General features: G+C 68.7%; 20 protein-coding genes and 1 tRNA gene. 10 read left to right on the top strand and 11 right to left on the bottom strand.

Features of this window, described 5'->3' with window-relative positions:
• The first annotated feature begins 58 nt into the window (after window positions 1-58).
• From AC5P9C_RS00760 to AC5P9C_RS00740, 5 genes are all read left to right on the top strand, one after another.
• Window positions 59-1,765, top strand: coding sequence for an alkaline phosphatase (locus tag AC5P9C_RS00760; protein ID WP_495205059.1), 1,707 nt, complete (start codon window positions 59-61; stop codon window positions 1,763-1,765).
• On the top strand, window positions 1,762-2,307 hold the full coding sequence (locus tag AC5P9C_RS00755) for a WG repeat-containing protein (RefSeq protein WP_343540585.1): 546 nt from the start codon (window positions 1,762-1,764) through the stop codon (window positions 2,305-2,307). The genes AC5P9C_RS00760 and AC5P9C_RS00755 overlap by 4 nt, the downstream gene beginning before the upstream one ends.
• A 558-nt stretch (window positions 2,308-2,865) precedes the next feature.
• The gene (gene tilS, locus AC5P9C_RS00750; protein WP_343540584.1) at window positions 2,866-4,152 is read left to right on the top strand and encodes a tRNA lysidine(34) synthetase TilS; all 1,287 of its coding nucleotides are present in this window, start codon (window positions 2,866-2,868) and stop codon (window positions 4,150-4,152) included.
• 36 nt (window positions 4,153-4,188) lie between these two features.
• Window positions 4,189-4,449: an exodeoxyribonuclease VII small subunit gene (locus AC5P9C_RS00745; RefSeq protein ID WP_005410522.1), complete on the top strand. Its 261-nt coding sequence runs from the start codon at window positions 4,189-4,191 to the stop codon at window positions 4,447-4,449.
• The gene (locus AC5P9C_RS00740) at window positions 4,439-5,317 is read left to right on the top strand and encodes a polyprenyl synthetase family protein (protein WP_057494612.1); all 879 of its coding nucleotides are present in this window, start codon (window positions 4,439-4,441) and stop codon (window positions 5,315-5,317) included. The genes AC5P9C_RS00745 and AC5P9C_RS00740 overlap by 11 nt, the downstream gene beginning before the upstream one ends.
• Window positions 5,318-5,405: 88 nt before the next feature.
• Here the strand turns inward: AC5P9C_RS00740 and AC5P9C_RS00735 are convergent, their stop codons facing one another.
• Window positions 5,406-5,777 (bottom strand): DUF4870 domain-containing protein, encoded by a 372-nt coding sequence (locus tag AC5P9C_RS00735; RefSeq protein ID WP_049467833.1) that lies wholly within the window; start codon window positions 5,775-5,777, stop codon window positions 5,406-5,408.
• Window positions 5,778-5,864: 87 nt separating this feature from the next.
• Window positions 5,865-7,232, bottom strand: coding sequence for a metalloprotease PmbA (gene pmbA, locus AC5P9C_RS00730; RefSeq protein WP_053460986.1), 1,368 nt, complete (start codon window positions 7,230-7,232; stop codon window positions 5,865-5,867).
• A gap of 68 nt (window positions 7,233-7,300) precedes the next feature.
• Between pmbA and yjgA the strand changes: the two genes are divergently transcribed.
• Window positions 7,301-7,888: a ribosome biogenesis factor YjgA gene (yjgA, locus tag AC5P9C_RS00725; RefSeq protein ID WP_049467839.1), complete on the top strand. Its 588-nt coding sequence runs from the start codon at window positions 7,301-7,303 to the stop codon at window positions 7,886-7,888.
• A gap of 41 nt (window positions 7,889-7,929) precedes the next feature.
• Here the strand turns inward: yjgA and tldD are convergent, their stop codons facing one another.
• Genes tldD through AC5P9C_RS00705 form a run of 4 tightly spaced genes read right to left on the bottom strand, consistent with a single transcriptional unit; the run spans window position 7,930 to window position 15,410 of the window.
• Complete coding sequence (gene tldD, locus AC5P9C_RS00720) at window positions 7,930-9,375, bottom strand: metalloprotease TldD (RefSeq protein ID WP_049467842.1); 1,446 nt, start codon at window positions 9,373-9,375, stop codon at window positions 7,930-7,932.
• Window positions 9,376-9,433: 58 nt separating this feature from the next.
• Window positions 9,434-13,291: a YhdP family protein gene (locus AC5P9C_RS00715; RefSeq protein ID WP_343540576.1), complete on the bottom strand. Its 3,858-nt coding sequence runs from the start codon at window positions 13,289-13,291 to the stop codon at window positions 9,434-9,436.
• Window positions 13,292-13,321: 30 nt separating this feature from the next.
• The gene (gene rng, locus AC5P9C_RS00710; protein WP_019662105.1) at window positions 13,322-14,809 is read right to left on the bottom strand and encodes a ribonuclease G; all 1,488 of its coding nucleotides are present in this window, start codon (window positions 14,807-14,809) and stop codon (window positions 13,322-13,324) included.
• Window positions 14,802-15,410 (bottom strand): Maf family nucleotide pyrophosphatase, encoded by a 609-nt coding sequence (locus tag AC5P9C_RS00705; RefSeq protein WP_049467849.1) that lies wholly within the window; start codon window positions 15,408-15,410, stop codon window positions 14,802-14,804. Before AC5P9C_RS00705 ends, rng begins: the two co-directional genes overlap by 8 nt.
• A 130-nt stretch (window positions 15,411-15,540) precedes the next feature.
• Between AC5P9C_RS00705 and AC5P9C_RS00700 the strand changes: the two genes are divergently transcribed.
• From AC5P9C_RS00700 to arcD, 4 genes are all read left to right on the top strand, one after another.
• Window positions 15,541-16,278, top strand: coding sequence for an SIMPL domain-containing protein (locus tag AC5P9C_RS00700; protein ID WP_049412455.1), 738 nt, complete (start codon window positions 15,541-15,543; stop codon window positions 16,276-16,278).
• 215 nt (window positions 16,279-16,493) lie between these two features.
• Window positions 16,494-17,144 (top strand): energy transducer TonB, encoded by a 651-nt coding sequence (locus AC5P9C_RS00695; RefSeq protein WP_057494615.1) that lies wholly within the window; start codon window positions 16,494-16,496, stop codon window positions 17,142-17,144.
• 200 nt (window positions 17,145-17,344) lie between these two features.
• The gene (locus AC5P9C_RS00690; protein WP_053460991.1) at window positions 17,345-20,140 is read left to right on the top strand and encodes a TonB-dependent receptor; all 2,796 of its coding nucleotides are present in this window, start codon (window positions 17,345-17,347) and stop codon (window positions 20,138-20,140) included.
• A 157-nt stretch (window positions 20,141-20,297) separates the two neighbouring features.
• Window positions 20,298-21,719 (top strand): arginine-ornithine antiporter, encoded by a 1,422-nt coding sequence (gene arcD / locus AC5P9C_RS00685; protein WP_064238955.1) that lies wholly within the window; start codon window positions 20,298-20,300, stop codon window positions 21,717-21,719.
• Between the two features lie 49 nt (window positions 21,720-21,768).
• On the opposite strand, the gene AC5P9C_RS00680 is transcribed toward arcD, so the two are convergent.
• The 5 genes from AC5P9C_RS00680 to nadD form a co-directional block, all read right to left on the bottom strand.
• The gene (locus AC5P9C_RS00680) at window positions 21,769-22,695 is read right to left on the bottom strand and encodes an alpha/beta hydrolase (protein ID WP_414615244.1); all 927 of its coding nucleotides are present in this window, start codon (window positions 22,693-22,695) and stop codon (window positions 21,769-21,771) included.
• A gap of 175 nt (window positions 22,696-22,870) precedes the next feature.
• A tRNA-Asn gene (locus AC5P9C_RS00675) sits at window positions 22,871-22,947 on the bottom strand.
• A gap of 22 nt (window positions 22,948-22,969) precedes the next feature.
• The gene (rlmH, locus tag AC5P9C_RS00670; RefSeq protein WP_014647944.1) at window positions 22,970-23,440 is read right to left on the bottom strand and encodes a 23S rRNA (pseudouridine(1915)-N(3))-methyltransferase RlmH; all 471 of its coding nucleotides are present in this window, start codon (window positions 23,438-23,440) and stop codon (window positions 22,970-22,972) included.
• 64 nt (window positions 23,441-23,504) lie between these two features.
• Entirely contained in the window at window positions 23,505-23,915 is a 411-nt protein-coding gene (gene rsfS / locus AC5P9C_RS00665; protein WP_005410536.1) for a ribosome silencing factor, read from the bottom strand.
• Window positions 23,916-23,973: 58 nt separating this feature from the next.
• Entirely contained in the window at window positions 23,974-24,639 is a 666-nt protein-coding gene (nadD, locus tag AC5P9C_RS00660) for a nicotinate-nucleotide adenylyltransferase (RefSeq protein WP_049468604.1), read from the bottom strand.
• Window position 24,640 lies beyond the last annotated feature (1 nt).

The following is a 24,640-nucleotide window of genomic DNA, read 5'->3' as shown; positions in this document are numbered from 1 at the left end:
GCCTTGCGAGGGCGGGCATAATGAATGTCCCGTTACAGTTTGTGAGATCCCAGCGTCCATGCGCCGTTCTGTCTCCCTGTTGGCCGCCTGCGCCACCACCCTGCTGCTCGGCGCCTGCGCCAGCACCTCCCCTGCCTCCGCCCCGGCCGGCCTGAAGATCGCCGTCGCCCCGGTCGCCCACCCGGCCGGCGAAACCCCGCAGTGGTGGTACCGCAGCGGCGCCGCCCAGGCCGCCGCCAACGGCGCGATGTCCGGCAAGGCCAGGAACGTCATCCTGTTCCTCGGCGACGGCATGAGCCTGACCACCGTGGCCGCCTCGCGCATCTACGAGGGCCAGCAGAAGGGCGGCTCGGGCGAAGAGAACCTGCTGTCGTGGGAGCGCTTCCCGGCCACGGCGTTCAGCAAGACCTACAACACCGATTCGCAGACCCCGGATTCGGCCGGCACCATGACCGCCATCACCACCGGCGTGAAGACCCACATGGGCGCGATCGGTGTCAGCGCCGGCAGCCGTACCGACTGCGCCGACAGCCTGTCCAAGGGCCTGCTGACCTGGCTGCAGCTGGCCGACAGCGCTGGCCTGGCTACCGGCGTGGTATCCACCGCGCGGCTGACCCATGCGACCCCGGCCGCCACCTACGCGCACTCGCCGGAGCGCAACTGGGAAAACGACACCGACCTGACCGAGGCGGCCAAGGCCGCGGGCTGCAAGGACATCGCCCAGCAGCTGCTGTCGACCTCGCGCTACGGCCGGGGCCCGCTGGTTGCCCTGGGGGGCGGCCGCGGTGAGTTCACCACCGTCGAAGAGCGCGATCCGGAGTACGACGACAAGGTCGGCCAGCGCCTGGATGGTCGCAGCCTGGTGCAGGAATGGCAGCAGGCGCACCCGCAGGGCGCCTACGTGTGGAACAGCAAGCAGCTGGCCGCCGCCGCCAATGCACCGGCCATCCTCGGCCTGTTCGAGCCGGACCACATGCGCTACGAATACGAGCGCCCGCAGGATCCGGGCGGCGAGCCGAGCCTGGCCGAACTGACGGCGGCAGCGATCAGGAATCTGTCGAAGCACCCGGAAGGCTACGTGCTGATGATCGAAGGCGCGCGCATCGACCACGCCAACCACAGCGGCAACGCCTACCGTGCACTGACCGAGACCGTGGCGCTGTCCGACGCGGTGCGCGTGGCCAACGAGCTGACCTCGGCCGACGACACCCTGATCATCGTTACCGCCGACCACTCGCACACGCTGAACTTCGTCGGCTACCCGGCGCGCGGCAACCCGATCCTGGGCAAGGTGAAGGACAAGGGTGGCGAAGATGGCGCCGGCAAGCTGGACTACGCACTGGATGGCACCGGCCAGCCGTACACCACGCTGAGCTATGCCAACGGCCCGGGCCATACCGGCAGCAGCAACCAGCAGCCGGCCGGCCCGAAGCGCTACCCGCACAACCCGAGCAGCTTCGAACCGGCCAACGGCCGCCCGAACCTGCGCGAGGTCGACACCGAGCATCCGGACTACATGCAGGAGGCGCTGGTGCCGATGAAGTCCGAGTCGCACGGCGGCGAGGACGTCGGCATCTGGGCGCGCGGCCCGGGCAGCAAGGCGATCCACGGCACGCTGGAACAGAACGCGATCTACCACATGATCGTGCAGGCCACCCCGGCCCTGCGCGAGCGCCTGTGCCAGGCCGGCACCTGCGATGACAAGGGCGTGCCGGTACAGCTGCCGGCGCCGACGGCATTCGAACGCAAGGCCGAGGCCAAGTGATCGTGCGGCAGGCCCGCCCTGCCCCTGCCAGCGGCCGCTTCGCGCGGTCGCTGGCCCTGCTTGGCGTGCTGGCCAGTGCCAGCGCGCTGGCACAGGCACCGGCATGCCAGCTGCTGACTGACGAACACGGGTTGTGGCCGCTGCCCGGCTGCGAGGTGGTCGATCATCGGCCGAAGATCAGCGCCGGCACGTTGAAAGACCTGAACTACGACGACCACGGCCTGGCCGTGGTGTACGCCGACCAGGGCTTCCACTACGTCGACCGCAAGGGCCGCAGCCTGCCGGTGCTGACCTGGGACAACGGCCCGGAAACACCGCAGGAAGGACTGCTGCGCGGCCGCATCGGCAAGCGCATCGGCTACTTCGACCTGACGTTCCGCCAGGTGGTACCCGGCACGTTCGATTTCGGTTGGCCGTTCCAGGAGGGCGTGGCCGAGGTCTGCAACGGCTGCCGTCGTGGTACGCCGGATGCCGATGGCCACACGCCGATGGAAGGCGGAGAGTGGTTCCGCATCGACCGCGCGGGCCGCCGGGTGAAGTAGTTTTTTCGGCAGGGCTGCGCCCTGCACCTGCCGAAGCCGAAGCCGAAGCCGAAGCCAAATCAAGATCAAAAGCGGCTCTGGTTTTCTGTGAGTTGGGCGGAGCGGTGTGGGTGGTCAGGACACGCCGTAAACCCGTCCATGGGGGCTCGATGGCGCCATCCATGGCGCCAACGGTCCTGCCCACCCACACCGCCCCACCCCCGACAGATTTCCGGTGACGGTTGGACCATCCACGCTTTGCGTGGATCGAATCTGTCAGATATCGAATTGAATCCGGGGTCAGATCCGTTTTCCGCAGGAAAACGGATCTGACCCCATGAGCAACCCGACAGTTCGCAGGAAACTGTCGAGGGCGGGGTGGGTCCGGTTGCGGGAGTGTCCGCGGCATGGATGCCGCGGCCAAGCCCCCATGGACGGGTTTACGGCGTCTCCCGCAACCGGACCCACCCCGCCAACCTTCAGGAAACCAGCTTCTGCCGTTGCTGTTGCTGTTGCTCTGGCCCGTAGCGGGTGCAGGGCGCAGCCCTGCCAAGTAAACCCCACCCTATACTTGCCGCCGTGACTGCCTTCCCCGCCCCTGTTGCGCTGGATGCGCCGCTGCTGGTGGGCTACAGCGGCGGTGTCGACTCGACCGTGCTGCTGCACTGGCTGTGGCGCTGCGCACAGCTTTCCGGCACGGCACTGCGTGCGGTGCACGTGCACCATGGCCTGCAACCGGCCGCCGATGACTGGGTGCTGCATTGCCAGCAGCAATGCGCAGCACTGGGCATCGAACTGGCCGTGCATCGCGTGCAGATCGACAACCGCGCAGGCCTCGGCCTTGAGGGCGCAGCGCGGCAGGCCCGGCGTGCGGCGTTCGCGGCCGAGTTGCGCGACGGCGAAACGCTGGCCCTGGCGCAGCACCAGGACGACCAGGCCGAGACCTTCCTGCTGCGTGCGCTGCGGGGGTCCGGCGTCGATGGCCTGGCCGCGATGTCGGCACACAGCCACCTTGGCCAGCATCCGCTATGGCGGCCGCTGCTGGCGGTCCCGCGCAGTGCACTGCTCGACTACGCGCGCCAGCACGCGCTGCCGTGGATCGAAGACCCCAGCAATGGCGACGACCACGCCGATCGCAACTTCCTGCGCCTGCAAGTGCTGCCGCTGCTGCGCCAGCGCTGGCCGCATGCCGCTGCGGCGCTGGCGGGCAGCGCGGCGCACTGCGGGCAGACCCGCCAGCTGCTCGATGAGGAGGACGCCGAGCTGATCGCGCACCTGGAAGTGGCACCGCGCGTGCTGTCGCTGCCATTGCTGCGCCAGGTCTCGCCCGGGCGCGCCGCGCGGGTGCTGCGTGCCTGGGTGGTCGGCCACGGCGCCGCCCCACTGCCGGCGAAGGTGCTGCAGCAGGGACTGGACGAACTGCTGCCGGCCGGCAACGATCGCCAGGCCCGGCTGCGCTGGCGCGATCATGCCATCCGGCAATGGCGCGACCATGCCTATCTGCTGCCCGCGCAGCTGCCGGCGCTGCCCCGCCAGTGGCAGGCCGACTGGGATGGGCATGCCCCCCTGGCGTTGCCTGATGGCGGCCAACTGCGCCTGCAGGGCGCCGCCGGCTTCGAACGGCCACTGCAGGTCCGGGCACGCGTGGGCGGTGAGCGCATCCTGCTGCCCGGTCGCCCGCATTCGCATGCGCTGAAGGACTGCCTGCAACGCGAACACCTTGCCCCCTGGCGGCGCGCCCAGCTGCCGCTGCTCTTCGATGGACCACAGCTGCTGGCCGCCGCCGATGTGGTCATCGGCGCGCCGCTGCAGGCCTGGTTGCAGGCCCATGGCGCGCAGCTGCTGTGGCGTCCCGGCGGCTGGTGAATTGACCCCCGCGCGCGGCCCGTCCACACTTGCCGCATGGCCAAGAAGTCCCCCGAAAACGCCTCCCCGGTCGCCCAGTTCGAGCAATCGCTCGAATCGCTGGAACAGCTGGTGGAGCAGATGGAAACCGGCGAGCTGAGCCTGGAAGCCTCGCTCAGTGCTTACGAACGTGGCGTCGGTCTGTATCGCCAGTGCCAGCAGGCGCTGGAGCAGGCCGAACTGCGCGTGCGCCTGCTCAGCGATCCGGCCCAACCGGAAGCATCCGAGCCTTTCGATCCGCCCAGCCATGACGGCTGAGGTTCTGTTCGCGCGCTGGCGCGACCGTATCGAAAGCCAGCTCGACGCCGCCCTGCCCTCGCCTGCCGAAGCACCGCAGCGCCTGCACCAGGCCATGCGCTATTCGGTGCTGGGCGGCGGCAAGCGCATGCGCCCGCTGCTGGTGTACGCCAGTGGCCACCTGTTCGGCGCGCAACCGGAACACCTGGACGCGGCGGCGATGGCCGTCGAGCTCATCCACGCCTATTCGCTGGTGCATGACGACCTGCCGGCGATGGACGATGACGCGCTGCGCCGCGGCAAGCCGACCACCCACATCGCCTTCGACGAAGCCACCGCGATCCTCGCCGGTGACGCCCTGCAGACCCGTGCCTTTGGCCTGCTGGCCGATGCGCCGCTGCCGGCCACGCTGCGCGTGGCCTGCCTGCAGACCCTGGCCCACGCGTCCGGTGCCTCCGGCATGTGCGGCGGCCAGGCGCTGGACATCGATGCTACCGGCCAGCAACAGACCCTGGCGGCACTGACCCGCATGCATGCACTGAAGACCGGCGCACTGATCCGCGCGGCGGTGCGCATGGGTGCGCTGTGCGGCCAGGCCCCCGAGCCCCGACTGGCCCAGCTCGACAGTTTCGCCGATGCACTCGGCCTGGCCTTCCAGGTCCGCGATGACATCCTCGATGTCGAAGCCAGTTCCGAACAGCTGGGCAAGACCGCCGGCAAGGACCAGGCGCAGGACAAGAGCACCTTCCCCGCGCTGCTTGGCATGGACGGTGCGAAGGCCCAGCTGCACGAGCTCGCAGCGCGCATGCAGGCGATCCTGGCCGGATACGGGGAAGAGGCCGATGCACTGCGTGCGCTGGCGACGCTGGCGGTCGAACGCGATCATTGATCGCTGCTCGCTCGCCGGCCCCCGTCGCTCCCCGCACATGAAAACGCCCGGCAATGCCGGGCGTTTTCAGTTCCGCATGCAGCCGGTCTTACTTGATCAGGCGCAGGGTGAACGGGTAGCGATAGGCTTCGCCGTTGTTGGCCTTGACTGCGGCAATGATGCAGAACACCAGGTTGACGAGGCCCACGATCGGCGCCAGGATGCCGCCGATGATCACCACCATCAGGATGATGCTGATGACCATCGCGATGGTCACGGTGATCTGGAAGTTCAGCGCTTCCTTGGCCTGGTCGGTCACGAAAGCCTTGCTGGCGTCATCCTTGTTGATCAGCCAGATGATCAGGGCGCCGATGAACCAGGTGAAGATGCCCAGCAGGTGCGCAGCCAGCGCCATGGTGCGCTGGTCGGCCGGGGCATCCGTGGTTGCCGGCGGCGGCGGGACGTTATCGAATTCGCTCACGACAAAACTCCTTTTCATTGGGTGGTCTTGACCCACCAGCACCAAGCTGGTTGCGTCAGGCGGGCATAGCTTACGCCATCAACGCCATCAGTCATTACCCGCGATGGTCATCCGCCCCAGCAGGATCGAGCCGGTCCGGATGTGCGAGCGCGGGTCGACGTCGCTGCCGACCGCCTCGATGCTGCTGAACATCTCGCGCAGGTTGCCGGCGATGGTGACGCCGTCCACCGGGTACTGGATCTCGCCGTTCTCGACGCGGAAACCGCCGGCGCCCCGCGAGTAGTCGCCGGTCACCCCATTGACGCCCTGCCCCATCAGTTCGGTCACCAGCAGGCCATCGCCCATCTGCCGGGCGATCTCTTCCAGCGAGCCGGCATTGGCCGCCAGCTGCAGGTTGTGCACGCCGCCGGCATTGGCGGTGGTCTGAAGGCCCAGCTTGCGTGCCGAATAGCTGCCCAGCACGTAGCGCTGCAGGACGCCGTCGCGCACCAGTGCCGAGGCACGGGTCGCCACGCCATCGCCGTCGAAAGCGGCCGAACGCAGGCCACGCCGCAGGTGCGGCAGTTCGTCGATCTGCATCCATTCCGGGAACAGGCGCTGCCCCACGCTGTCCAGCAGGAAACTGGCCTGGCGGTACAGCGCGCCGCCGGACACCGCCGACAGCAGGTGGCCGACCAGGCTGCGCGCCACTTCCGGGGCGAACAGCACCGGCATGCTGCCGGTGGCCAACGAACGCGGCTGCAGGCGGGCGATGGTGCGCTCGGCGGCACGACGCCCGACCCGGCCCACTTCCTCCAGGTCCTCGCGGGCCAGTGCGCTGGTGTACCAGCCATCACGCTGCATGCCGTCGCCCTGCCCGGCGATCAGTGCACAACCGATCGAATGGTGGGTGCCGCGCTCGCGGCCGATGAAGCCATGCGAATTGGCGTAGACCGACAGGCTCTGCATGCTCGACACCGAAGCGCCATCGGAATTGCGGATCTGCGCGTCGGCCTCGCGCCCCGCGTTCTCGCAGGCCAGCGCCAGGTCCACCGCCTCATCGGCCTGCAGCGCCCACGGGTGCCAGCCGTCCAGGTCGGGGAAGTCGGTGGCCATCAGCGCGGCCTCGGCCAGGCCGGCGGCCGGGTCGTCCTCGGTGTGCCGGGCGATCGCGCAGGCCTGCTCGACCGTGGCGGCCAGGCTGGCCTCGTTCAGGTCACCGGTGCTGGCGCTGCCCTTGCGCTGGCCGAAATAGACGGTCACCGCGATGCCACGGTCGCGGGTGGACTGCACGGTCTCCACTTCGCCAAGGCGGACATTGACCTCCAGGCCACGATCCTCGCTGCAGCTGACCTCGGCCTGGCTGGCGCCCAGCGCGCGGGCACGGTCGAGCAGCTGCTGGGAGAGGTCGGCCAGCCGTTCCAGCCGGGCCGGGCTGTCGTCGCCGACGGCCACTTCAGGGGCGATCACGTTCAATGCTTTATCCTGTACGGGTTGGGCCCGGCATCACGCCGGGCGACTTTTTTTGAGATCAGGTAGGGACGATGCGCGGACGCGACGAAGAAACCGGTGAATTCCACGACAAGAGCCGCAGCCAGAACCGGCGCGAAGCGCTCGACGTCCTGGCCCTGGGCGAGAAGCTGGTGTCGTTGACTCCGGCCCAGCTGGCGCGCCTGCCGATCCCGGAAGACCTGCTGCCGCATATCGCCGAGTGCAAGCGCATCACCGCCCACATCGCCCACAAGCGCCAGCTGGCGTTCCTGGCCAAGCACATGCGCCGCGAGGACGAGGCAACGCTGGACGCGATCCGCGATGCGCTGGACGCCAACAGCGAGACCGGCCGCCGCGAAGTGGCGATGATGCACCGCGTGGAGGACTGGCGCGACCGCCTGTTGGCCGACGGCGACAAGGCGCTGGCCGCCCTGCTTGACGACTACCCGCAGGCCGACCGCCAGCAGCTGCGCACCCTGGTACGCAACGCGCAGACCGAAAAGGCGAAGAACAAGCCGCCGCGCGCCTACCGCGAGATCTTCCAGGTGCTGCGCGCGCTGATGCTGCCGGCGGCGCTGGGCCTGAAGACGACGGGCGACGAACACGCCGGCGATCCGGTCGACGAGGCCGACGAGGACTGAGTCCGCGCCGGCCCGGGCGGTGGCCGCGGCCATCGCCACGCTCAGGCCTGCGTACCGCCGACGGTGATGCCCTCGATCAACAGCGAGGGCTGGCCGACACCCACGGGCACACTCTGCCCGTCCTTGCCGCAGATGCCCACGCCCTCGTCCAGGGCCAGATCGTTGCCGACCATGCGCACCTTCTGCATGGTTTCGGGGCCGTTGCCGATCAGGGTCGCGCCCTTCACCGGGGTGGTGATGCGGCCATCCTCGATCAGGTAGGCCTCGGTGGCCGAGAACACGTACTTGCCGCTGGTGATGTCGACCTGGCCACCGCCGAAGTTGACCGCGTACAGGCCCTTCTTCACCGAACGGATCATCTCCTGCGGGTCGTGCTCGCCGGCGCGCATGTAGGTGTTGGTCATGCGTGGCATGGTCAGGTGCGCGAACGATTCGCGGCGCCCGTTGCCGGTCGGGGCCATGCCCATCAGCCGCGCGTTGAGGCTGTCCTGCATGTAGCCGACCAGGATGCCGTCCTCGATCAGCGGGGTGCACTGGCTCGGGTGGCCTTCGTCGTCGATGTTCAACGAACCGCGGCGGCCGTCCAGGGTGCCATCGTCGACGATGGTCACCCCGGGCGCGGCGACGCGCTCGCCGATGCGGCCGGCGTAGACACTGGTGCCCTTGCGGTTGAAATCGCCTTCCAGGCCGTGGCCGACCGCCTCGTGCAGCAGCACGCCCGGCCAACCCGGGCCCAGCACCACCGGCATCATGCCGGCCGGCGCCGGCACCGCGTCCAGGTTCACCAGCGCCTGGCGCAGTGCTTCCTGGGCCAGGGCTTCGGGGCGACCGCTGGCAAACAGATCTTCATAGCCATAACGGCCACCGCCACCGGCGTAGCCGGACTCGCGACGGCCGTTGTGCTCGACAATGACCTGCACGTTCAGGCGTACCAGCGGACGCACATCGGCGGCCAGCACGCCGTCGCTGCGGGCGATCAGCACCGTATCGACGCCGCCGGACAGGCTCACCATCACCTGCTTCACGCGCGGGTCGGCGGCACGCAGGTAGCCATCCAGGCGCTTGAGCACCTCCACCTTGGCCTCGTTGCCGATGCCGTCGATCGGGTCCAGCGCCGGATACAGCGCGCGCGCATTGCCGCGCAGCAGCGAACGTCCGGTCTGCGCACCGCCCTCGCGCGAGATCGCGCGCGCCGACTGCGCCGCCGCCAGCAGCGCATCGGCATGGATGTCATCGGAATAGGCGAAGCCGGTCTTCTCCCCGGAAATCGCCCGCACGCCCACGCCCTGTTCGATGGAATGGGCGCCGTCCTTGACGATGCCATCTTCCACGCTCCAGCTCTCGCGGCGGGCGTGCTGGAAGTAAAGGTCACCGAAGTCGACACCGGGGCCGAGCAACTGCCCGAAGGTGCGCTCCAGGCCGGCGGTATCCAGGCCGCCGGGGCGCAGCAGGCGGTCTTGGGCAAGCGTCAGGGCGATGTCAGTCATGGTCTCGATCTGGGGGTGCGGGGGCGCTCAGGCAAGCCCCGTGGACAGGAAGCCGCGCTCAGCGCGAGCGCGGCAGGTCGGTGACGGTCGGCGGGATGGCTGGCGCCGGGCTGGGCGTGGGCGGCGGCGGGGTCTTGTCGCGGCTGCGCTCGATCACTTCCACCTTCGGTTCCTTCCACGGGCCGGTCACCTTGTAGGTACGGGCACCGATCTCGCCCAGCGGCTTGGACAACACCGCATTGGTGGCTGCACCCAGCGCGGCCCCCACCGGGCCACCGGCCACCGCACCGACCACGGTGAGCAGGTTGCCCGCGCGCGGGTTGACGTCGATGGTCTGGTCGAACTGCTGGTTGCGCAGGTCGGCCTGGCCACGGATGGTGATGTTGGCCGCCGGGCCTTCGATCAGCACCTTGTCGGTGCGCGCCATGCCCTGCCCGAACTGCATGCTGCCGTCGATCTGGTTGAATGCGAAGCCCTTCGAGAAGAAGTCGCGGAAATCGAACATCAGGCGCCGCGGCAGCTGCGCGACGCTGAGCAGGCCCAGCACGCGCCCGGCGCCCGGCTCCAGCTCCAGCAGCTGGCCATTGCGCGCATGCAGGTCGAGGCTGCCCTGCAGGTTGCCCAGCTGGAAGTCCGACGGCCCCCCGCTCCAGGCCGCCTGCAGCTGCGCCTGGCCGGAACCGCCGCGCAGCTGGCCGCCGTAATCGAGGTTCTGCATCAGCCCGCCCAGGTCCTCGCTGCGCACCTGCGCGGTCAGTTCGGTTCGGGCGCCGCCCGTGCGGCCGAGCCAGCGGCCGGTGATGTCGATTTCCTGGTCCGGCGCGCGGAAACGCAACGCGTCCACGTTCAGGCCGTTGGCCAGCGGCCGCGTGCGCAGCACCGCCTGGCCCAGCACCACCTTGCCGAACTTCAGGTCGGCGATGTCCAGCGCGAACGGCGGCAGCTTGGCCGGGTCCATGTCATTGGCGCCGGCCTGTACCCGCGCCGGCGCGGCCGCCGCACCCGGTGCCGCCGGCAGTGACTGCCAGTGCACGCGGTCAAGCTGGCCGCTGATGGTGCCACCGTCGGCGTTGGGCACGGTCAGGCGGCCGGCCAGCGACGGCCCGTCCAGGCGCACGTCCAGTGCCTGCGGCCCCGGGTGCAGCTGCAGCCGGGTCTGCTCGAACACTCCGCCGATCAGCTTGAGCTGGCCGACCTGCACGTCGACCGCGCGCAGCGGCATCGCGTCGTCGTCACTGCCACCGCGCGCCAGGCTGATCCACTCCAGCGCATCCAGGGTCGGGCTGCGGCCATTGACCGTCAGTCCGCTCGCCGGCGGCTCGCGGTCGACATGGTCGCTGCCCAGCGTGACCTGCACACCGGTCTGGTTGTTGTGGCTGCGCGCGGCCAGGGCCAGGCGCTGGCCGAAGGCCACGTCGATGCGGCCGGCGCCCATCGGCAGCTGCGCGGCCACCGTGGTCGCCAGCGGCTCGGAGGCCGGCTTGTCCAGCGGCGCCGGCAGGTCGAGCCGGGTGCCGACCAGGTCCGAGCTCAGTCGCAGCTCGCTCGGCGGCGCAGGGGCGCCTGGCGCCACCTTGGGCAGGTTGACGCCGATGGTCCAGGCCGAATTGCCGGTGATGTAAGGCTTGAGCCAGGCCATCTCGGGGGCACGGTCAATCAGCACGCCGGCATCGAGGCGGGCGCTCAGCTGTGACTCGAAGGCGCGCGTGCTGTCATGCACGTAACCGCCGGCACGCAGGCTCAGCCGTCCCTCCTGGCCGAGGTGGCGCACCGCCAGTTCTTCGGCGCCGAAACCGCCGTTGCTGTAGCGCGCCTGCCCGTGCATGTTGTCAAAGGTCAGCTGGAAGCGCTTGTCGACCAGCTTCACCCCGGCCAGATCGACCGTGCCCTGCAGGTGGCCCTCGCCTTCATCCTGATGCAGCGGCTGCAGCAGGTCGAAGGTCACATGGGCCGGACCGCTGGCGACCAGATTGTCCAGCGTATCGCCGTAGTCCTTGTGCAACGGGCTCTGGCGCAGCATCGCCAGCAGCTTGCCGGCCTCGCTCGGCGCATCGGCACGCACGTACAACGGCTGGTGCCCGAAGTCCGGAATGCCCGCTTCGAATCTCTGCACCGCCACGCCGGCAAGATCACCCCGTCCACGCATGTCGAAGCCAGGGCCGATGAAGGCGATGTCGGCGTCGACCTGGCTCATCAGCGGCCAGTCGTGCTGGAAGCGGATGTCGCCATTGGTGATGTGGCCGGTGGCCTCGAAGCGGCCATCATTGTTGTCGAACGGCCAATCGTCCAGGTCACCGGTGACCAGGCCGACGCCATTGCGCACCTGGCCCCCGGCCAGCGCCATGTCCAGCCAGTCGGTGGCGCCCTTGCTCATCTTGGAGTGGATCCAGAAGCGCTTGGCCGCCGTCATCGGCACGTCGTCCAGCTTCGCGGCCAGCTGCAGCCACGGCCGCGTGCCGTCGCCCTGGAACCAGACCCCGCCGCGCACGTCGGCCGCGTAGTCGGTACCTTCCACACGCATCGCCGGCGTTCCGATCCGCCAACCGCCGCCCTCGTCGCGCCAGCCCACGATCTGGCCGGCCAGGTGCAGGTCATGGCGCACGCCGAAGCCGGTCGGCCAATCGAACTGCAGCTGCCGTTGCGGTTGCAGCTGCAGGCTGAAGCCGTCGGCGTCGCCTTCAAAGCGCCCGCCCAGGCCGCGCAGGCCGGGCGAGTTGCCCACGCTGGCGAAACCCAGGGACTGCAGTTCACCCTGCGCCCACAGGGGGCCATCGCGTTCCCCCGACAACTGCAACGCGCGCACGTCCAGCTGCGGCCTGGACAGGAACAGCCAGCGGCGCAGGCCCGGTTCAAGGCGATCACTCAGGGCCAGCGCACGCAGTGCGATGCCGGCCTGCACGTCGCCGGAACGGACCCGCAGCTGTTTGCCGACCTGCAGCTGCAGGCCATCGAGGCGCTGCTCGCCGTCTTCATTCTTCAGCCGCAGCCGCGGTACCTGCAGCGCCCAGCCCTCGGCCTGGCGCTGCCAGCGCAGGCGGGCCTGCAGTCGCTGCAGCTGCAGCTGCGGCGCCGCCATGCCGGGCATCGGGGCGCCATCGATGCGCACGTCGCGCAGGTCCGAATCCGTGGTCAGCGCCACCGGCGCGAAATCGCGCAGGGTCAACCACAGGTTCAACTCGCCCTTGCCTTCGCGCAGGCGCACGCCGCCAGCCGCCAGCAAGGGCGCCCAGGCGTGGAAATCGACCGGGTCGGCGCCCAGCCAGGCCTCGCCGTTGCCGCGCGCGCGGTCCACGTCCAGCACCGCGGTCAGCGGCAGCGCTTCGGGCTGCGCCCAGGCGCGCACGCCCACGCGCAGCCGATCCCCATTGACCCGCAGGCGCAGATCGATGCGCGGCAGCGTGCTGTCGATGCCCAGCGCCGGCGCGTGCACGCTCAGGCGGCCGCCGATCACCTGCAGCTCGCCCAGCCGGCGCAGTGCATCGAGGGGATCACCGCCGTTGTCGGACTGCGGCAGCCCGCGTACCGACCAGCGGCCGTGTTCATCCTGCTGCAGGTCCAGCGCCAGGCCGCGCAGGCGCAGCTCGGTCAACGAATGCCCGGGCAGCAGCCCGCTGTACATCGACACCAGGACTTCGGCCTCGCCGATCGGCAGGCCCTGCCCGGCGCCGATGCGCAGGCCCTTCAGCTGCAGCAGCGGTCCACGCCGGGTCCAGGCGGTCTGCAGCTGGTCGAAACGCACCGGCTGGCCGGCACGCTCGCTCAGCCAGGCGGCAATCTTCTCCGGATGGCGCTCGGCCAGCGGCAGCAGCTGGCTGAGCGTGCCCACCAGCAGTGCAAGCCCGACCAGGCCCACCGCACAGGCGGCAATGAAATGACGGCGGATCCTTCGCAGTCGCAGGCGCGGCGGCGCGCTCATCGGCCACCGCCGGCCTGCGGCCGGCGACGATCAGAGCAGAACGACATCGAATTGCTCCTGCAGGTACTGCTCGTCCGCCTGGAAGCGGATGCTCTTGCCGAGGAATTCCTCCAGTTCGGCCACCGCCGCGGACTCCTCGTCGGTAATGCGCGCGACCACCTTGGTCGACGCGATCACCAGCAGGCGCGCGGCATCGAACTGTCGCACCGCGCGGGTGATCTCGCGGAAGATCTCGTAGGTCACCGTCTCGGTGGTCTTGATGCTGCCGCGGCCACTGCACTGCGGGCACGTTTCCGACAGCTGGCGCTCCAGGCTTTCCACCGTGCGCTTGCGGGTCATCTCCACCAGGCCCAGCGGCGAGAAATCATAGACCGTGGTCTTGGCGTGGTCGCGCGCCAGCGCCTTTTCAAGCGTGCGCAGCACCTGCCGGCGATGCTCGGCATCATCCATGTCGATGAAGTCGATGATGATGATGCCGCCCAGGTTGCGCAGCCGCAGCTGCCGCGCCACCGCCTGCGCAGCCTCCAGGTTGGTGCGGAACACCGTTTCTTCCAGGTTGCGCTGGCCGAGGAACGAACCGGTATTGACGTCGATGGTGGTCATCGCCTCGGTCTGGTCGATCACCAGGTAGCCACCGGATTTCAACGGCACCTGCTTGTCCAGCGCGCGGCCGATCTCGTCCTCCACCCCGAACATGTCGAAGATCGGGCGATCGCCGGAATACAGCTCCAGCTTCTCGGCCAGCACCGGCATGTACTTGGCGACGAAGGCCTGCAGCTGGCCGAAGGTCTCCTTCGAGTCCACCTTCACCTTGTCCACATCCTTGCGGATCAGGTCGCGCACCGAACGCAGCGGCAGGCTCAGGTCTTCATAGATGATGCTGCACGAGGGCGCTTCGCGGCCACGGCGCTCGACCACGTTCCACACGCGCGACAGGTAGGCGATGTCTTCGGCGATGGCCTCGGCCGGCTGGCCTTCGGCGTTGGTGCGCACGATGTAGCCGTAGCCGCCGTGCTGCGCCGACAGCTCGGTCACCAGCGCCTTCAGGCGGGCGCGCTCGGCTTCGTCTTCGATGCGCGCCGACACGCCCACCACCTTGGACTGCGGCAGCAGCACCATGTAGCGCGAAGGAATGCTGATCTGCGTGGTCAGGCGGGCGCCCTTGGTGCCGATCGGGTCCTTCACCACCTGCACCACGATGTCCTGGCCATCGCGCAGCAGCTCGACGATGGGCACGCTGGCCGGCGGCGGCAGCGTGGTGTTCTCGGTGTCGGCACTGGCCACCGGCGCCGGCCGCACCACGTCGTTGGCGTGCAGGAACGCGGCGCGCTCCAGCCCGACCTCGACGAAGGCGGCCTGCATGCCGGGCATGACCCGCTGCACCTTGCCCTTGTAGATGTTGCCGACCACGCCACGGCGCCAGCCGCGCTCGATGTGCAGTTCCTGCAGCATGCCGTTTTCGATCACCGCGACCCGGGTCTCGCGCGGGGTCACATTGACCAGGATTTCCTCAGACATCGGCAGCCTCCCTGGCGGCATCGGCAATGGGGGCTGGCACGCCACAACGCGCCAGCAGACGATCGGTGTGCAGCAGCGGCAGCCCCATCACGCCGGAGTAGCTGCCGGAAAGATGTTCGATCCAGCGCTCGGCCCCACCCTGGATGGCGTAGGCGCCGGCCTTGTCCAGTGGCTCGCCGCTGGCGACATAGGCGGCAATGCTGGCGGCGTCGATCGGGGCGAAGGTCACCTCGGAAATGACCAGCTCACTGTCCAGGCCGCCCGCGCCGACCACCACCACCGCGGTCATCACCTGGTGGGTGCGCCCGGCCAGTCGCGCCAGCATCGCCCGCGCGTCGGCGGCATCGACCGGCTTGCCGAAGACCTCGCCGTCCAGCACGACCTCGGTATCCGAACCGAGCACCCGCGCCTGCGGGTCATCGGCCAGCACCTGGGCCAGCCCGGCGCGCGCCTTGTCGGCGGCAACCCGGCACACATACTGTTCGGCGCTTTCAGTGGCCGCGCGCTGCTCGACGACCTCCAGGTCAAGGGCCTGGAAGGGGCGTCCGAGTCGGGCCAGCAGCTGGTTGCGTCGGGGGGAGCGGGAAGCAAGATAGAGCATCGGCACAGCATAACCTGAGGCCACCGCCTGAATCGTCGGCAACCCGTTACGGAACCGCTGCAACCCCGATCAGGCTCACAGCGCGTTCATCGCTACGACACCACCCTCACCGCCACAACAAGGAGATCCCATGCGCCTGACCGCCACCCCGCTGCTGCTCGCCCTGTCCCTCGCCCTTGGAACCTCGATGACCGCCCATGCCGCTCCGCCGTCGCCGCCGATCGCCGCCCCGGCCGAAGGCACCCTGCTGAACATCTCGGCCAACGCCGAAGCCACCCGTGTACCGGACGTGGCCACGCTGTCCGCCGGCGTGGTCACCCAGGCCGCCGACGGCAACAGCGCCATGCGCCAGAACGCCCAGCAGATGGACAAGGTGCTGGCCGCGATCAAGGCCGCCGGCATTGCCGAGCGCGACGTGCAGACCAGCGGCGTCAGCCTCAATCCGCAGTACCGCTACGCCGACAACGAAGCGCCGAAGATCACCGGCTACCAGGCCAGCAACACGGTCAGCCTCAAGGTGCGCGACATCGCCAAGCTCGGCAAGGTGCTGGACGCGCTGGCCGCGCAGGGCGCCAACCAGATCAACGGGCCCAGCTTCGAGATCGACCAGCCCGAGCCGGTCTATGACGAAGCCCGCCTGGCCGCCCTGAAGAAGGCCCAGGCCCGCGCCCAGACCTACGCCAGGTCGCTGGGCCTGCAGGTGCGCCGCATCGTCAGCATCTCCGAGAACAGCAACGGCGGTTTCCGCCCGATGCCGATGATGCGCACCATGGCGGCCGGTGCGGCGATGGACAAGGCCACTCCGGTCGCGCCGGGTGAATCCACCGTCTCGGTCAACCTGGACGTGGTGTTCGAACTGGGCCGCTGACCGCGTCTGCCCTGGCCGACAGAGGCGGGTCCCGCTGGGGCCCGCCTTTTTCATGCGTTCCGACGGCGCTGGCTGAAGGCCAGCCCAACACCCCTGCCCCTGCCTCTATGCAGTGGCGGCCCGGCCGCGCTACTGATGCAGTGCCAGCCGCGTGCGGCAACCCCGCCACGGACCCTGGTGCGTTGAGGACTTCGTCACTGGCATGGAGGTGGATCATGGTTCGTACGTACCCCGTTGCATCCCTGCATTTCGACCCCGCCCGGGTGGCCGCCTGGAGCGCGGCGATCGCCCTGCACCTGCTGGCCTTCCTGTTGCTGCTCATCCCTGCGACCTACCAGGCCGTGCAGGTGCCGCGTGAAAAGACGCCGGTCCGGCTGATCGAGAAGATCCCGCCCCCGCCGACGCCGCCGGTGCCGGTCCCGCCCAAGGAGATCGTCCAGGTGGTGCCGAAACCGCGAACGCAGCCGGTGGTACCGCCACTGCCCGCGCCCACCGCGACCGTGGAGGAGACCCAGGGCATCGCGCTGCCGGCCGCCGAACCGGCTCCGCCGCAGCTGGCGCCCAGCATCGACGCGTCCACCCCGTTGGCCGGCGCCCAGCTGCAGTACCGCAGCGCCCCTCCGCCGGCCTACCCGATCCAGTCCCTGCGCAACCACGAACAGGGCACGGTGCTGTTGCGGGTGGAAGTGGACAGCCATGGCCAACCGGTCGCGGTCAGCGTCGAGCGCAGCAGTGGCTCGCGCAACCTGGACCAGGCCGCCCGCCAGCAGGTACTCCGGCACTGGCGCTTCGAGCCCGCCCAGCGTGACGGCATGGCCGTTCCGGCCATCGGCCTGGTACCGGTGCAGTTCTCGCTGCCCGACTGAGCCCCACCACCGGCCCGGCCTCGCGCCGGGCCGCCCTCCTCCGGGGCCTGCGCCCGGAATGCGGACGGGGCGGGACCAAGCGTTACTGATTAAGCAAAATTTCACGACTTCGTCACCTGCAGGAAACCTAGATTGGCGCGTCCCGGCATCGATCCGGCGACAGCCCTCAACGCTACGGTTTTCCAGTTAGGAGAGAAGCTGTGAAACACCCGATCCAACGGCCCGCCAGCCGCCGCCGCAGCACCCTGGCATCGTCCATCACCCACATCCTCACCGGCGGCGCCCTGCTGCTGGCCGGCGCCGTCGCTTCCTCCTCCGCCTTCGCGCAGGAAAAGGCCACCAACCTCGACCGCATCACGGTCACCGGCTCCAACATTCCGCGCACCAACACCGAGACACCGTCGCCGGTGCAGGTGGTGACCCGCCAGGAAATCGACCGCACCGGCAAGACCTCGCTGGCCGAGTACCTGCAGACCATCACCGCCGATGGCGCCGGCTCGATTCCCAAGACCTTCGGCAACGGTTTCGCCGGCGGTGGCGCCGGCATCTCGCTGCGTGGCCTGGGTGCCGGCTCGACGCTGGTGCTGTTGAACGGCCGCCGCATGGCCACCTATGGCCTGGCCGATGACGGCCAGAAGGTCTTCACCGACCTCAGCACCATTCCGCTCGATGCCGTCGAGCGCGTGGAAGTGCTGAAGGACGGCGCCTCGGCCATCTATGGCTCCGACGCGATCGCCGGCGTGGTCAACATCATCCTGCGCAGCGACTTCCAGGGTGCCATCCTGCGTGGCTCCTACGGCCTGTCCGGTGACAGCGATGGCGACGCGAAGAAGGCGACCCTGACCGCCGGTACCGGCGATCTGGCCACCGACGGCTGGAACGCATTCTTCAGCCTGGACGTCGGCAAGACCGACGCGATCAAGATCAGCGACCGCAAGAACCGCAAGTGGATCGGCACCGGCGACACGCGCCCGTGGGGCTATGACAAGACCGCCCAGTTCCTGGGCGGTGCATATACCCGTGGCGGCACCTCCGGCGGTTCCGGCCCGAACGGTTCCTACCTCGACGCCACCGGCCACCTGGTGCCGCTGCCGGGCTGTACCGGCCTGACCACCATCGGTGGACAGACCCCGGCCAGCATCGCCGCCGATGGCTGCCTGTGGGATCCGGCGCAGCAGTACCGCGACCTGATTCCGGAAGAGAAGTACGTCAACGTGTTCGGCCGCGCCAGCTTCGCCTTCGGTGAAGGCGGCGAGATCTACACCGAGATCGGCTACTCGAAGAAGGAAACCATCTTCAGCAACACCCCGTCCGGCGTGTCGGGCGGCTGGGGCTACCCGGGCGGCCCGGTCAACGCCAACAGCGGCGACGGCGCGACCGTGCTCGGCCCGAACCACCCGGACAACCCGACCCCCGGCACCGCGCGCCGCGTGCGCTACTCCGCCTGGGATGTCGGCCCGCGCGTCACCGACAACACCAATGAGTTCAACCGCTTCCTGGTCGGCGTCAAGGGCAACTGGGGTGACTGGACCTACGACACCGCCTACCTGCACTCGGGCACCGACCTGACCAACAAGCGCACCGGCTTCCTGCGCTACAGCGCCGTTCGCTGTGCGCTGGGCAATGCCAACTGCGCCGGTGGCGTGTGGCGCATCGGTGACGATGCGGGCAAGAACTCGCAGGCCCTGTACGACTACATCTCGCCCACGATCAGTGCCCGCGCCAAGTCCAGCCTGGACATGTTCGACTTCACCGTCTCGCGCAGCCTGGCGGACCTGAAGGGTGGCCCGCTGGGCCTGGCGATCGGTACCGAATGGCGCAAGACCAGCAACAGCCTGACCCCGCAGACCTACACCGACCAGGGCGACATCATCGGCCTGGGCTACTCGGCCTATGACGGTACCCAGAACGTGTATGCCGGCTACGTCGAACTGTCGGCACCGGTGCTGGAACAGCTGGAACTGTCCGGTGCTGTGCGCTATGACAAGTACGAAAGCGGTGAAGGCAAGGCCACGCCGAAGCTGGGCGTGAAGTGGACCCCGGCCGACTGGATCGCCCTGCGCGCCAGCTACGCCGAAGGTTTCCGCGCGCCGAACCCGGCCGAGAACGGTGACGGTGGCCTGGCCGCCTTCTCCACCGCGGTCGACCCGGTGCGTTGCCAGATCAGCGGTGGTGCTGCCAGCGAGTGTGGCGCCAATTCGGTGGCGATCATCACCAAGCCGAACAAGCTGCTGAAGCCCGAAGAGTCCAAGAGCTACTCGGTCGGCATCGTGCTGCAGCCGACCTCGACCACGTCGATGACCGTCGATGCCTGGCAGATCAAGCGCACCAACGAGATCGTGCAGGGCAGCACCTCGGCGGCGATTCTCGCCGGCAACGTGCTGCGCGACAGCAACAATCTCAATGGCGTGGCCAACAGCGGCACGATCCTGGCAGTCAACACCGGCTACGTGAATGCCAGCTCGTCGCGTGTCCGCGGTATCGATACCGACATCCGCCAGACCTTCGAGATCGGCCCGGGCCAGCTCGAGCTGGACCTGCAGTGGAGCCACATCCTGAAGTTCGAGCGCACCGAAGGCGGCGACACGGTTGATTACGTGGGTACCCACGGCAACTGCGACGTCACCAACTGCATCGGTACGCCGAAGGACAAGGTCAACTTCGGCACCACCTGGAAGCAGGGCCCGTGGAGCGTCAGCGGCATCGTCAACTACATCAGCAAGATGGACAACACCGACAGCCGCGGTGGCAGCTACCTGGCCTTCTACGCTGACGGCACGCCGGTGACGAAGATCTCCTCGTTCACCACGATGGACCTGTCCGGTCGCTGGAGCATCAACGACTCGTTCGAACTCAACGCCTCGGTGGCCAACGTGTTCGACCGCATCGCCCCGCTCGACCCGACCACCTACGGCGCAGTGAACTACAACCCGATGCACTTCTCCGGTGCGCTGGGCCGTTACTACACCGTCGGCTTCAAGTACACGTTCAAGTAAGTCCGGTTGCAGTGCCACCCTCGAAGGCCCGGGCCATTGCCCGGGCCTTCGTCGTTCCGGCACGGACGGGCGCCAGCGGGTCAGGCCTTTCTTGCAGGCCTGTTCACAGGTACACGGCTACCGTGTCCCTGCGGCATCGCCGCCGCAGGGGATCTCCATGGCCGCAACATCGCAACGGCTGGGCCTGCCCGCGCTGACCGCACTGGTGGTCGGCTCGATGGTCGGCGCCGGCATCTTTTCGCTGCCGCAGAACGTCGCGCGCAGTGCCGGTCCGGCCGCCGCGCTGATCGGCTGGGCCGTCAGTGGCGCCGGCATGCTGATGCTGGCCTTCGTGTTCCAGGCCCTGGCCAACCGTCGGCCGGATCTTGATACCGGCATCTACGCCTACGCGCGCGAGGGCTTCGGCAACTACATCGGCTTCTCCGCGGCGTGGGGCTACTGGGTGGCCTCGGTACTCGGCAATGCCAGCTTCTTCGTGCTGATCTTTAGTGGCCTGGGCCACTTCATGCCGGTGTTCGGTGAAGGCAACACCCCGGCCGCCGTGGCGGCATCGTCCGTGCTGCTGTGGACCGTGCACCTGCTGGTGTTGCGCGGCCTGCGCACGGCCGCCATCGTCAACGGCCTGGTGACGGTGGCCAAGCTGCTGCCCATCGCACTGTTCCTGGTCCTGGCCGCAGGCGCATTCCGCATGGACGTGTTCCGGGCCGATTTCCTCGGCACGCCCGCCCTCGGCGATCTCGGCCAGCAACTGCGCGGCATGATGCTGGTCACCGTGTGGGTGTTCATCGGCATCGAAGGCGCCAGCATCTACTCGCGGCGCGCGGCACGGCGCGCCGATGTCGGCCGTGCCACCGTGATCGGTTTCCTCGGGGTCTGGCTGCTGCTGGTGCTGGTCAGCCTGCTGTCGATGGGCGTGCTGTCGCAGGCGGAACTAGCCGGGCTGCCCAACCCATCGATGGCCTACGTGCTGCGCGCCATTGTCGGCGAATGGGGCGCGACGGTGATCATCATCGGTTCGATCATCTCCGTGCTCGGCGCATTGCTGGCCTGGGTGCTGCTGTGCGCCGAAGTGCTGTATGCCGCCGCCGGTGATGGCACCATGCCGGCCTTCCTCGGCCGCGAGAACGCGCGTGGCGTGCCGGCCAATGCACTGTGGCTGAGCAATGGCCTGATCCAGTTGTTCCTGCTGCTGGTGCTGGTCAGTTCGGGCAGCTACACCGGGCTGGTGCTGCTCGCTGCGTCGATGAGCCTGGTGCCCTACTTCCTGTCCACGGCATTCGGCGTACAGCTGGCCTGGCGCGGGCAGGCCTACGCCGATGAGCCCGGTGTGCGCTGGCGTGATTTCGCGGTCGCATTGCTGGCCAGCGCCTACGCGCTGTGGCTGGTGTATGCCGGCGGCCTCGACAACCTGCTGTTGTCGGTGCTGCTGTACGTGCCCGGCGTGGTGCTGTTCGCACTGGCCCGGCGCCAGCGCGGCGAGCCGGTATTCACGCGTTGGGAATGGGTGCTGTTCGGCGCGATCCTGGCGGTGGCGATCGCCACGCTGGTCGCGTTCTGCAGGGGCCAGCTGGCACTGTAGAACCGAGCCCACGCTCGGCTTCACACAGGCATCCGAGCATGGCTTGGCTCTACAACTGGCGTTCCGCCAGCATGCCGATATCCTGCATCCAGCGCTCGGCCAGCTGCGTCCACGCCGCGACGGGTGCATCCTTCATGCGCAGCCCGAACGCGTGGCCGCCGCGTGCGAACAGGTGCATCTCCACCGGCACGCCCGCGTCCACCAGGGCACGGTAATAGGCCAGCGATTCGCGCACGTCATCGGTGCGATCGTCGGTGGCTTGCGCGATGAACGTCGGCGGCACGTTGTCATCCACGGTGATGTCGCTGACCAGCGACAATCCGCTCCCGTGCCCCGCCCACAGGTGCCCGGAATACATCACCATCGCGAAATCGGGACGGCTCGGCTGCTCATCCGCAGCATCCACCGGCGCGTAGCTGCGCAGCGCGTGCGTGCTCAGTCCAGCCACCACGTGACCACCGGCGGAAAAGCCGATCACCCCGATCCGCTTCGGATTGATTGACCAGCGCTCGGCCTGTGCGCGCAGCAGGCCCATTGCACGCTGTGCATCCTGCAGGGCCATCGGCACCTTCGGAATGTCGCGGCAGTTGCACTCCGGGTCCCAGTTCGGCCCGGATGCGGGCACCCGGTACTTCAGCAGTGCACAGGTGATGCCCTGTGCGGCCAGCCAGTCGCAGATCTCGCTGCCTTCCAGGTCCATCGCCAGCACCCGATAGCCTCCGCCAGGCACCACCATCACCGCGGTGCCGGTGGCCGGCCCCTTCGGTGGAAACACGGTGAGGGTCGGCGCAGCGACGTTCTGCAGCATCATCCAGTGTTCGCCACTGGTTTCAGAGGTCACTTCGCTGATCTGCTCGGGCCCCTTCAACTTCGGCGGCGCGCTCACCGTGCCCTGCGGCCACAACGGAAGCTCGGTGGTGCCCTGTGGCGGATGCCAGGTGGAAGGGGCGGCCTTCGTTGTGGCGAACGGCGCCATCGCCAGCAGCAGGAAGCTCGAGGACAGGAGCGCACGCATGATCGGCATCCATGGTTGCAGCAGAAGAGTGTAGCGCCCGGGCCCATGCTCGGCTTCGAGAAGGCAGTCGCGCGTGGACTCGGCGCTGCAACACGACAAAAAAAAACCTGCATCTCGCGATGCAGGTTTCTCAAGGTGGCGCCCGAAGTTGGACTCGAACCAACGACCCCCTGATTAACAGTCAAGTGCTCTAACCGGCTGAGCTATTCGGGCAGACGACTAGTATAACGCCTCTTCACGCGCGATGGTAGGGGTGATTGGCAATCATTGCGGCGGCGCGATAAAGCTGCTCGGCCACCACCAGGCGCACCAGCATGTGCGGCAGCGTCAGCGGCCCGATCGACCACTTCTCGTCGGCCAGCGCGGACACCTCCGGCGAATGCCCTTCCGGGCCACCGATCAGGAACGCCAGGTCCCTGCCCTGCCCGCGCCAGTGTTCCAGGCGCTGCGCCAGCTGTTCGGAGCTCAGTTGCCGCCCTGGCACATCCAGCGCCACCACATAGGCGTTCTTCGGCAGCGCGGCGATCACACGCTTGCCTTCCTCTTCGGTGGCGCGCCGCGGATCACGCCCCTTGCCGCGCAGGCCGGGCTCGATCTCCACCAGCTCGAACGGCAGCCAGTGCGACAACCGCTTCTGGTATTCGGCGAAGCCCTGCGCGACCCAGCTGGGCGCGCGTTCACCGGTGGCGATCAGGCGGGCTTTCATCAACGGTCCTCCAAAACGTCGACGGCGCCATCGGCGCCGTCGAAGGGATGCATCAACGTGCGGCTCAGGCCACTTCGTCGTCGCTGGATGGCGGCTGGTCGCCGACGGTCCACAGGCGCTCGAGGGCGTAGAACTCACGCACGCGCGGCAGCATCACGTGGACGATCACATCGCCCAGATCGACCAGCACCCATTCGGCTTCGCGCTCGCCTTCGACACCCAGCGGCATCACGTCGAGGTTCTTGGCGAAGCGCACGACTTCATCGGCGATCGACTTGACGTGGCGGGTCGAAGTACCCGAGACGACGATCATGTAATCGGCAACGCTGGACCGGCCGCGCACATCGATCTCGACCAGGTCCTTGGCCTTCAGGTCTTCGGTGGCTTGGCGGACGCTGGCCAGCAGTTCCGGCACGGACGGCGGCGGGCTGGGCAGATCGACCTTGATGGTCTGGGGCTGGGTCTGGTTGCTCAAAGTGGATCGACTCGGTAAACGTGGGGGCGATTATACGGGGATGGCGCGGCCGCGCCATTCACGCTGTGGCCGGGCGGTACAGGCCGTGTGCAGCGACATAGTCGGCCACGGCCGGCGGCAGCAGCGCGCGCCAGGGGCCACCGGCGGCGATCTGCGCACGCACGGTGCTGGCCGATTCTTCGCGCAGCGGGTGGTGCAGGCGCAGGATGCGCCCGGCCGGGCTGGCGAACAGGGCCTGCTCGTTGTCGGCCCAGCGCCCTTGCAGGGCACGCCCCAGCGCGCCGTCGACCGCCCCCTGCAGGGGGCTGCCCGGCCGTTCGGCCACGACGAAGTGGGCCAGCCCGAACAGGGCCTCCCACTCGTGCCAGGCCGACAGGCCCAGCAGGCTGTCGGCGCCGACCAGCCAGGCCAGCGGCCGGCTCGGGCCCAGCTCGGCACGCAGTTCGCGCAGGGTGTCGACGGTATAGGACGGGCGACCGGGAAAGCGGCTGGCACGGTCCAGCTCGCGATGGTCCAGCAGAAGGCCGGGTTCATCGCCGATGGCCAGAGAGAGCATGGCAAAGCGCTGTTCAGCGGTTGCGCCCGGCACCGCGCGATGCGGCGGATCGGCCGCCGGCAGCATGCGCACGGCCACCTGCAGTTCGTCGCGGGCGGCCCGCGCGATCGCCAGGTGCCCCAGGTGCACCGGATCGAAGGTGCCCCCGTAATAGATCCGCAGGCTCATC

The sequence above is a fragment of the Stenotrophomonas sp. YJH_SMC_10 genome (assembly GCF_059371555.1).
The sequence above is the reverse complement of the archived record's forward strand: the minus strand, read 5'-3'. Positions and strand labels throughout refer to the sequence as shown.

Excerpts from the sequence above, each read along its gene's own strand:
- AC5P9C_RS00760 (WP_495205059.1), top strand. The coding sequence starts at position 59 with ATGCGCCGTTCTGTCTCCCTGTTGGCCGCCTGCGCCACCACCCTGCTG.
- AC5P9C_RS00745 (WP_005410522.1), top strand. The coding sequence starts at position 4,189 with ATGGCCAAGAAGTCCCCCGAAAACGCCTCCCCGGTCGCCCAGTTCGAG.
- AC5P9C_RS00740 (WP_057494612.1), top strand. The coding sequence starts at position 4,439 with ATGACGGCTGAGGTTCTGTTCGCGCGCTGGCGCGACCGTATCGAAAGC.
- yjgA (WP_049467839.1), top strand. The coding sequence starts at position 7,301 with ATGCGCGGACGCGACGAAGAAACCGGTGAATTCCACGACAAGAGCCGC.
- tldD (WP_049467842.1), bottom strand. The coding sequence starts at position 9,375 with ATGACTGACATCGCCCTGACGCTTGCCCAAGACCGCCTGCTGCGCCCC.
- AC5P9C_RS00715 (WP_343540576.1), bottom strand. The coding sequence starts at position 13,291 with ATGAGCGCGCCGCCGCGCCTGCGACTGCGAAGGATCCGCCGTCATTTC.
- rng (WP_019662105.1), bottom strand. The coding sequence starts at position 14,809 with ATGTCTGAGGAAATCCTGGTCAATGTGACCCCGCGCGAGACCCGGGTC.
- AC5P9C_RS00705 (WP_049467849.1), bottom strand. The coding sequence starts at position 15,410 with ATGCTCTATCTTGCTTCCCGCTCCCCCCGACGCAACCAGCTGCTGGCC.
- AC5P9C_RS00700 (WP_049412455.1), top strand. The coding sequence starts at position 15,541 with ATGCGCCTGACCGCCACCCCGCTGCTGCTCGCCCTGTCCCTCGCCCTT.
- AC5P9C_RS00695 (WP_057494615.1), top strand. The coding sequence starts at position 16,494 with ATGGTTCGTACGTACCCCGTTGCATCCCTGCATTTCGACCCCGCCCGG.
- arcD (WP_064238955.1), top strand. The coding sequence starts at position 20,298 with ATGGCCGCAACATCGCAACGGCTGGGCCTGCCCGCGCTGACCGCACTG.
- AC5P9C_RS00680 (WP_414615244.1), bottom strand. The coding sequence starts at position 22,695 with ATGGCGCCGTTCGCCACAACGAAGGCCGCCCCTTCCACCTGGCATCCG.
- rlmH (WP_014647944.1), bottom strand. The coding sequence starts at position 23,440 with ATGAAAGCCCGCCTGATCGCCACCGGTGAACGCGCGCCCAGCTGGGTC.
- nadD (WP_049468604.1), bottom strand. The coding sequence starts at position 24,639 with ATGAGCCTGCGGATCTATTACGGGGGCACCTTCGATCCGGTGCACCTG.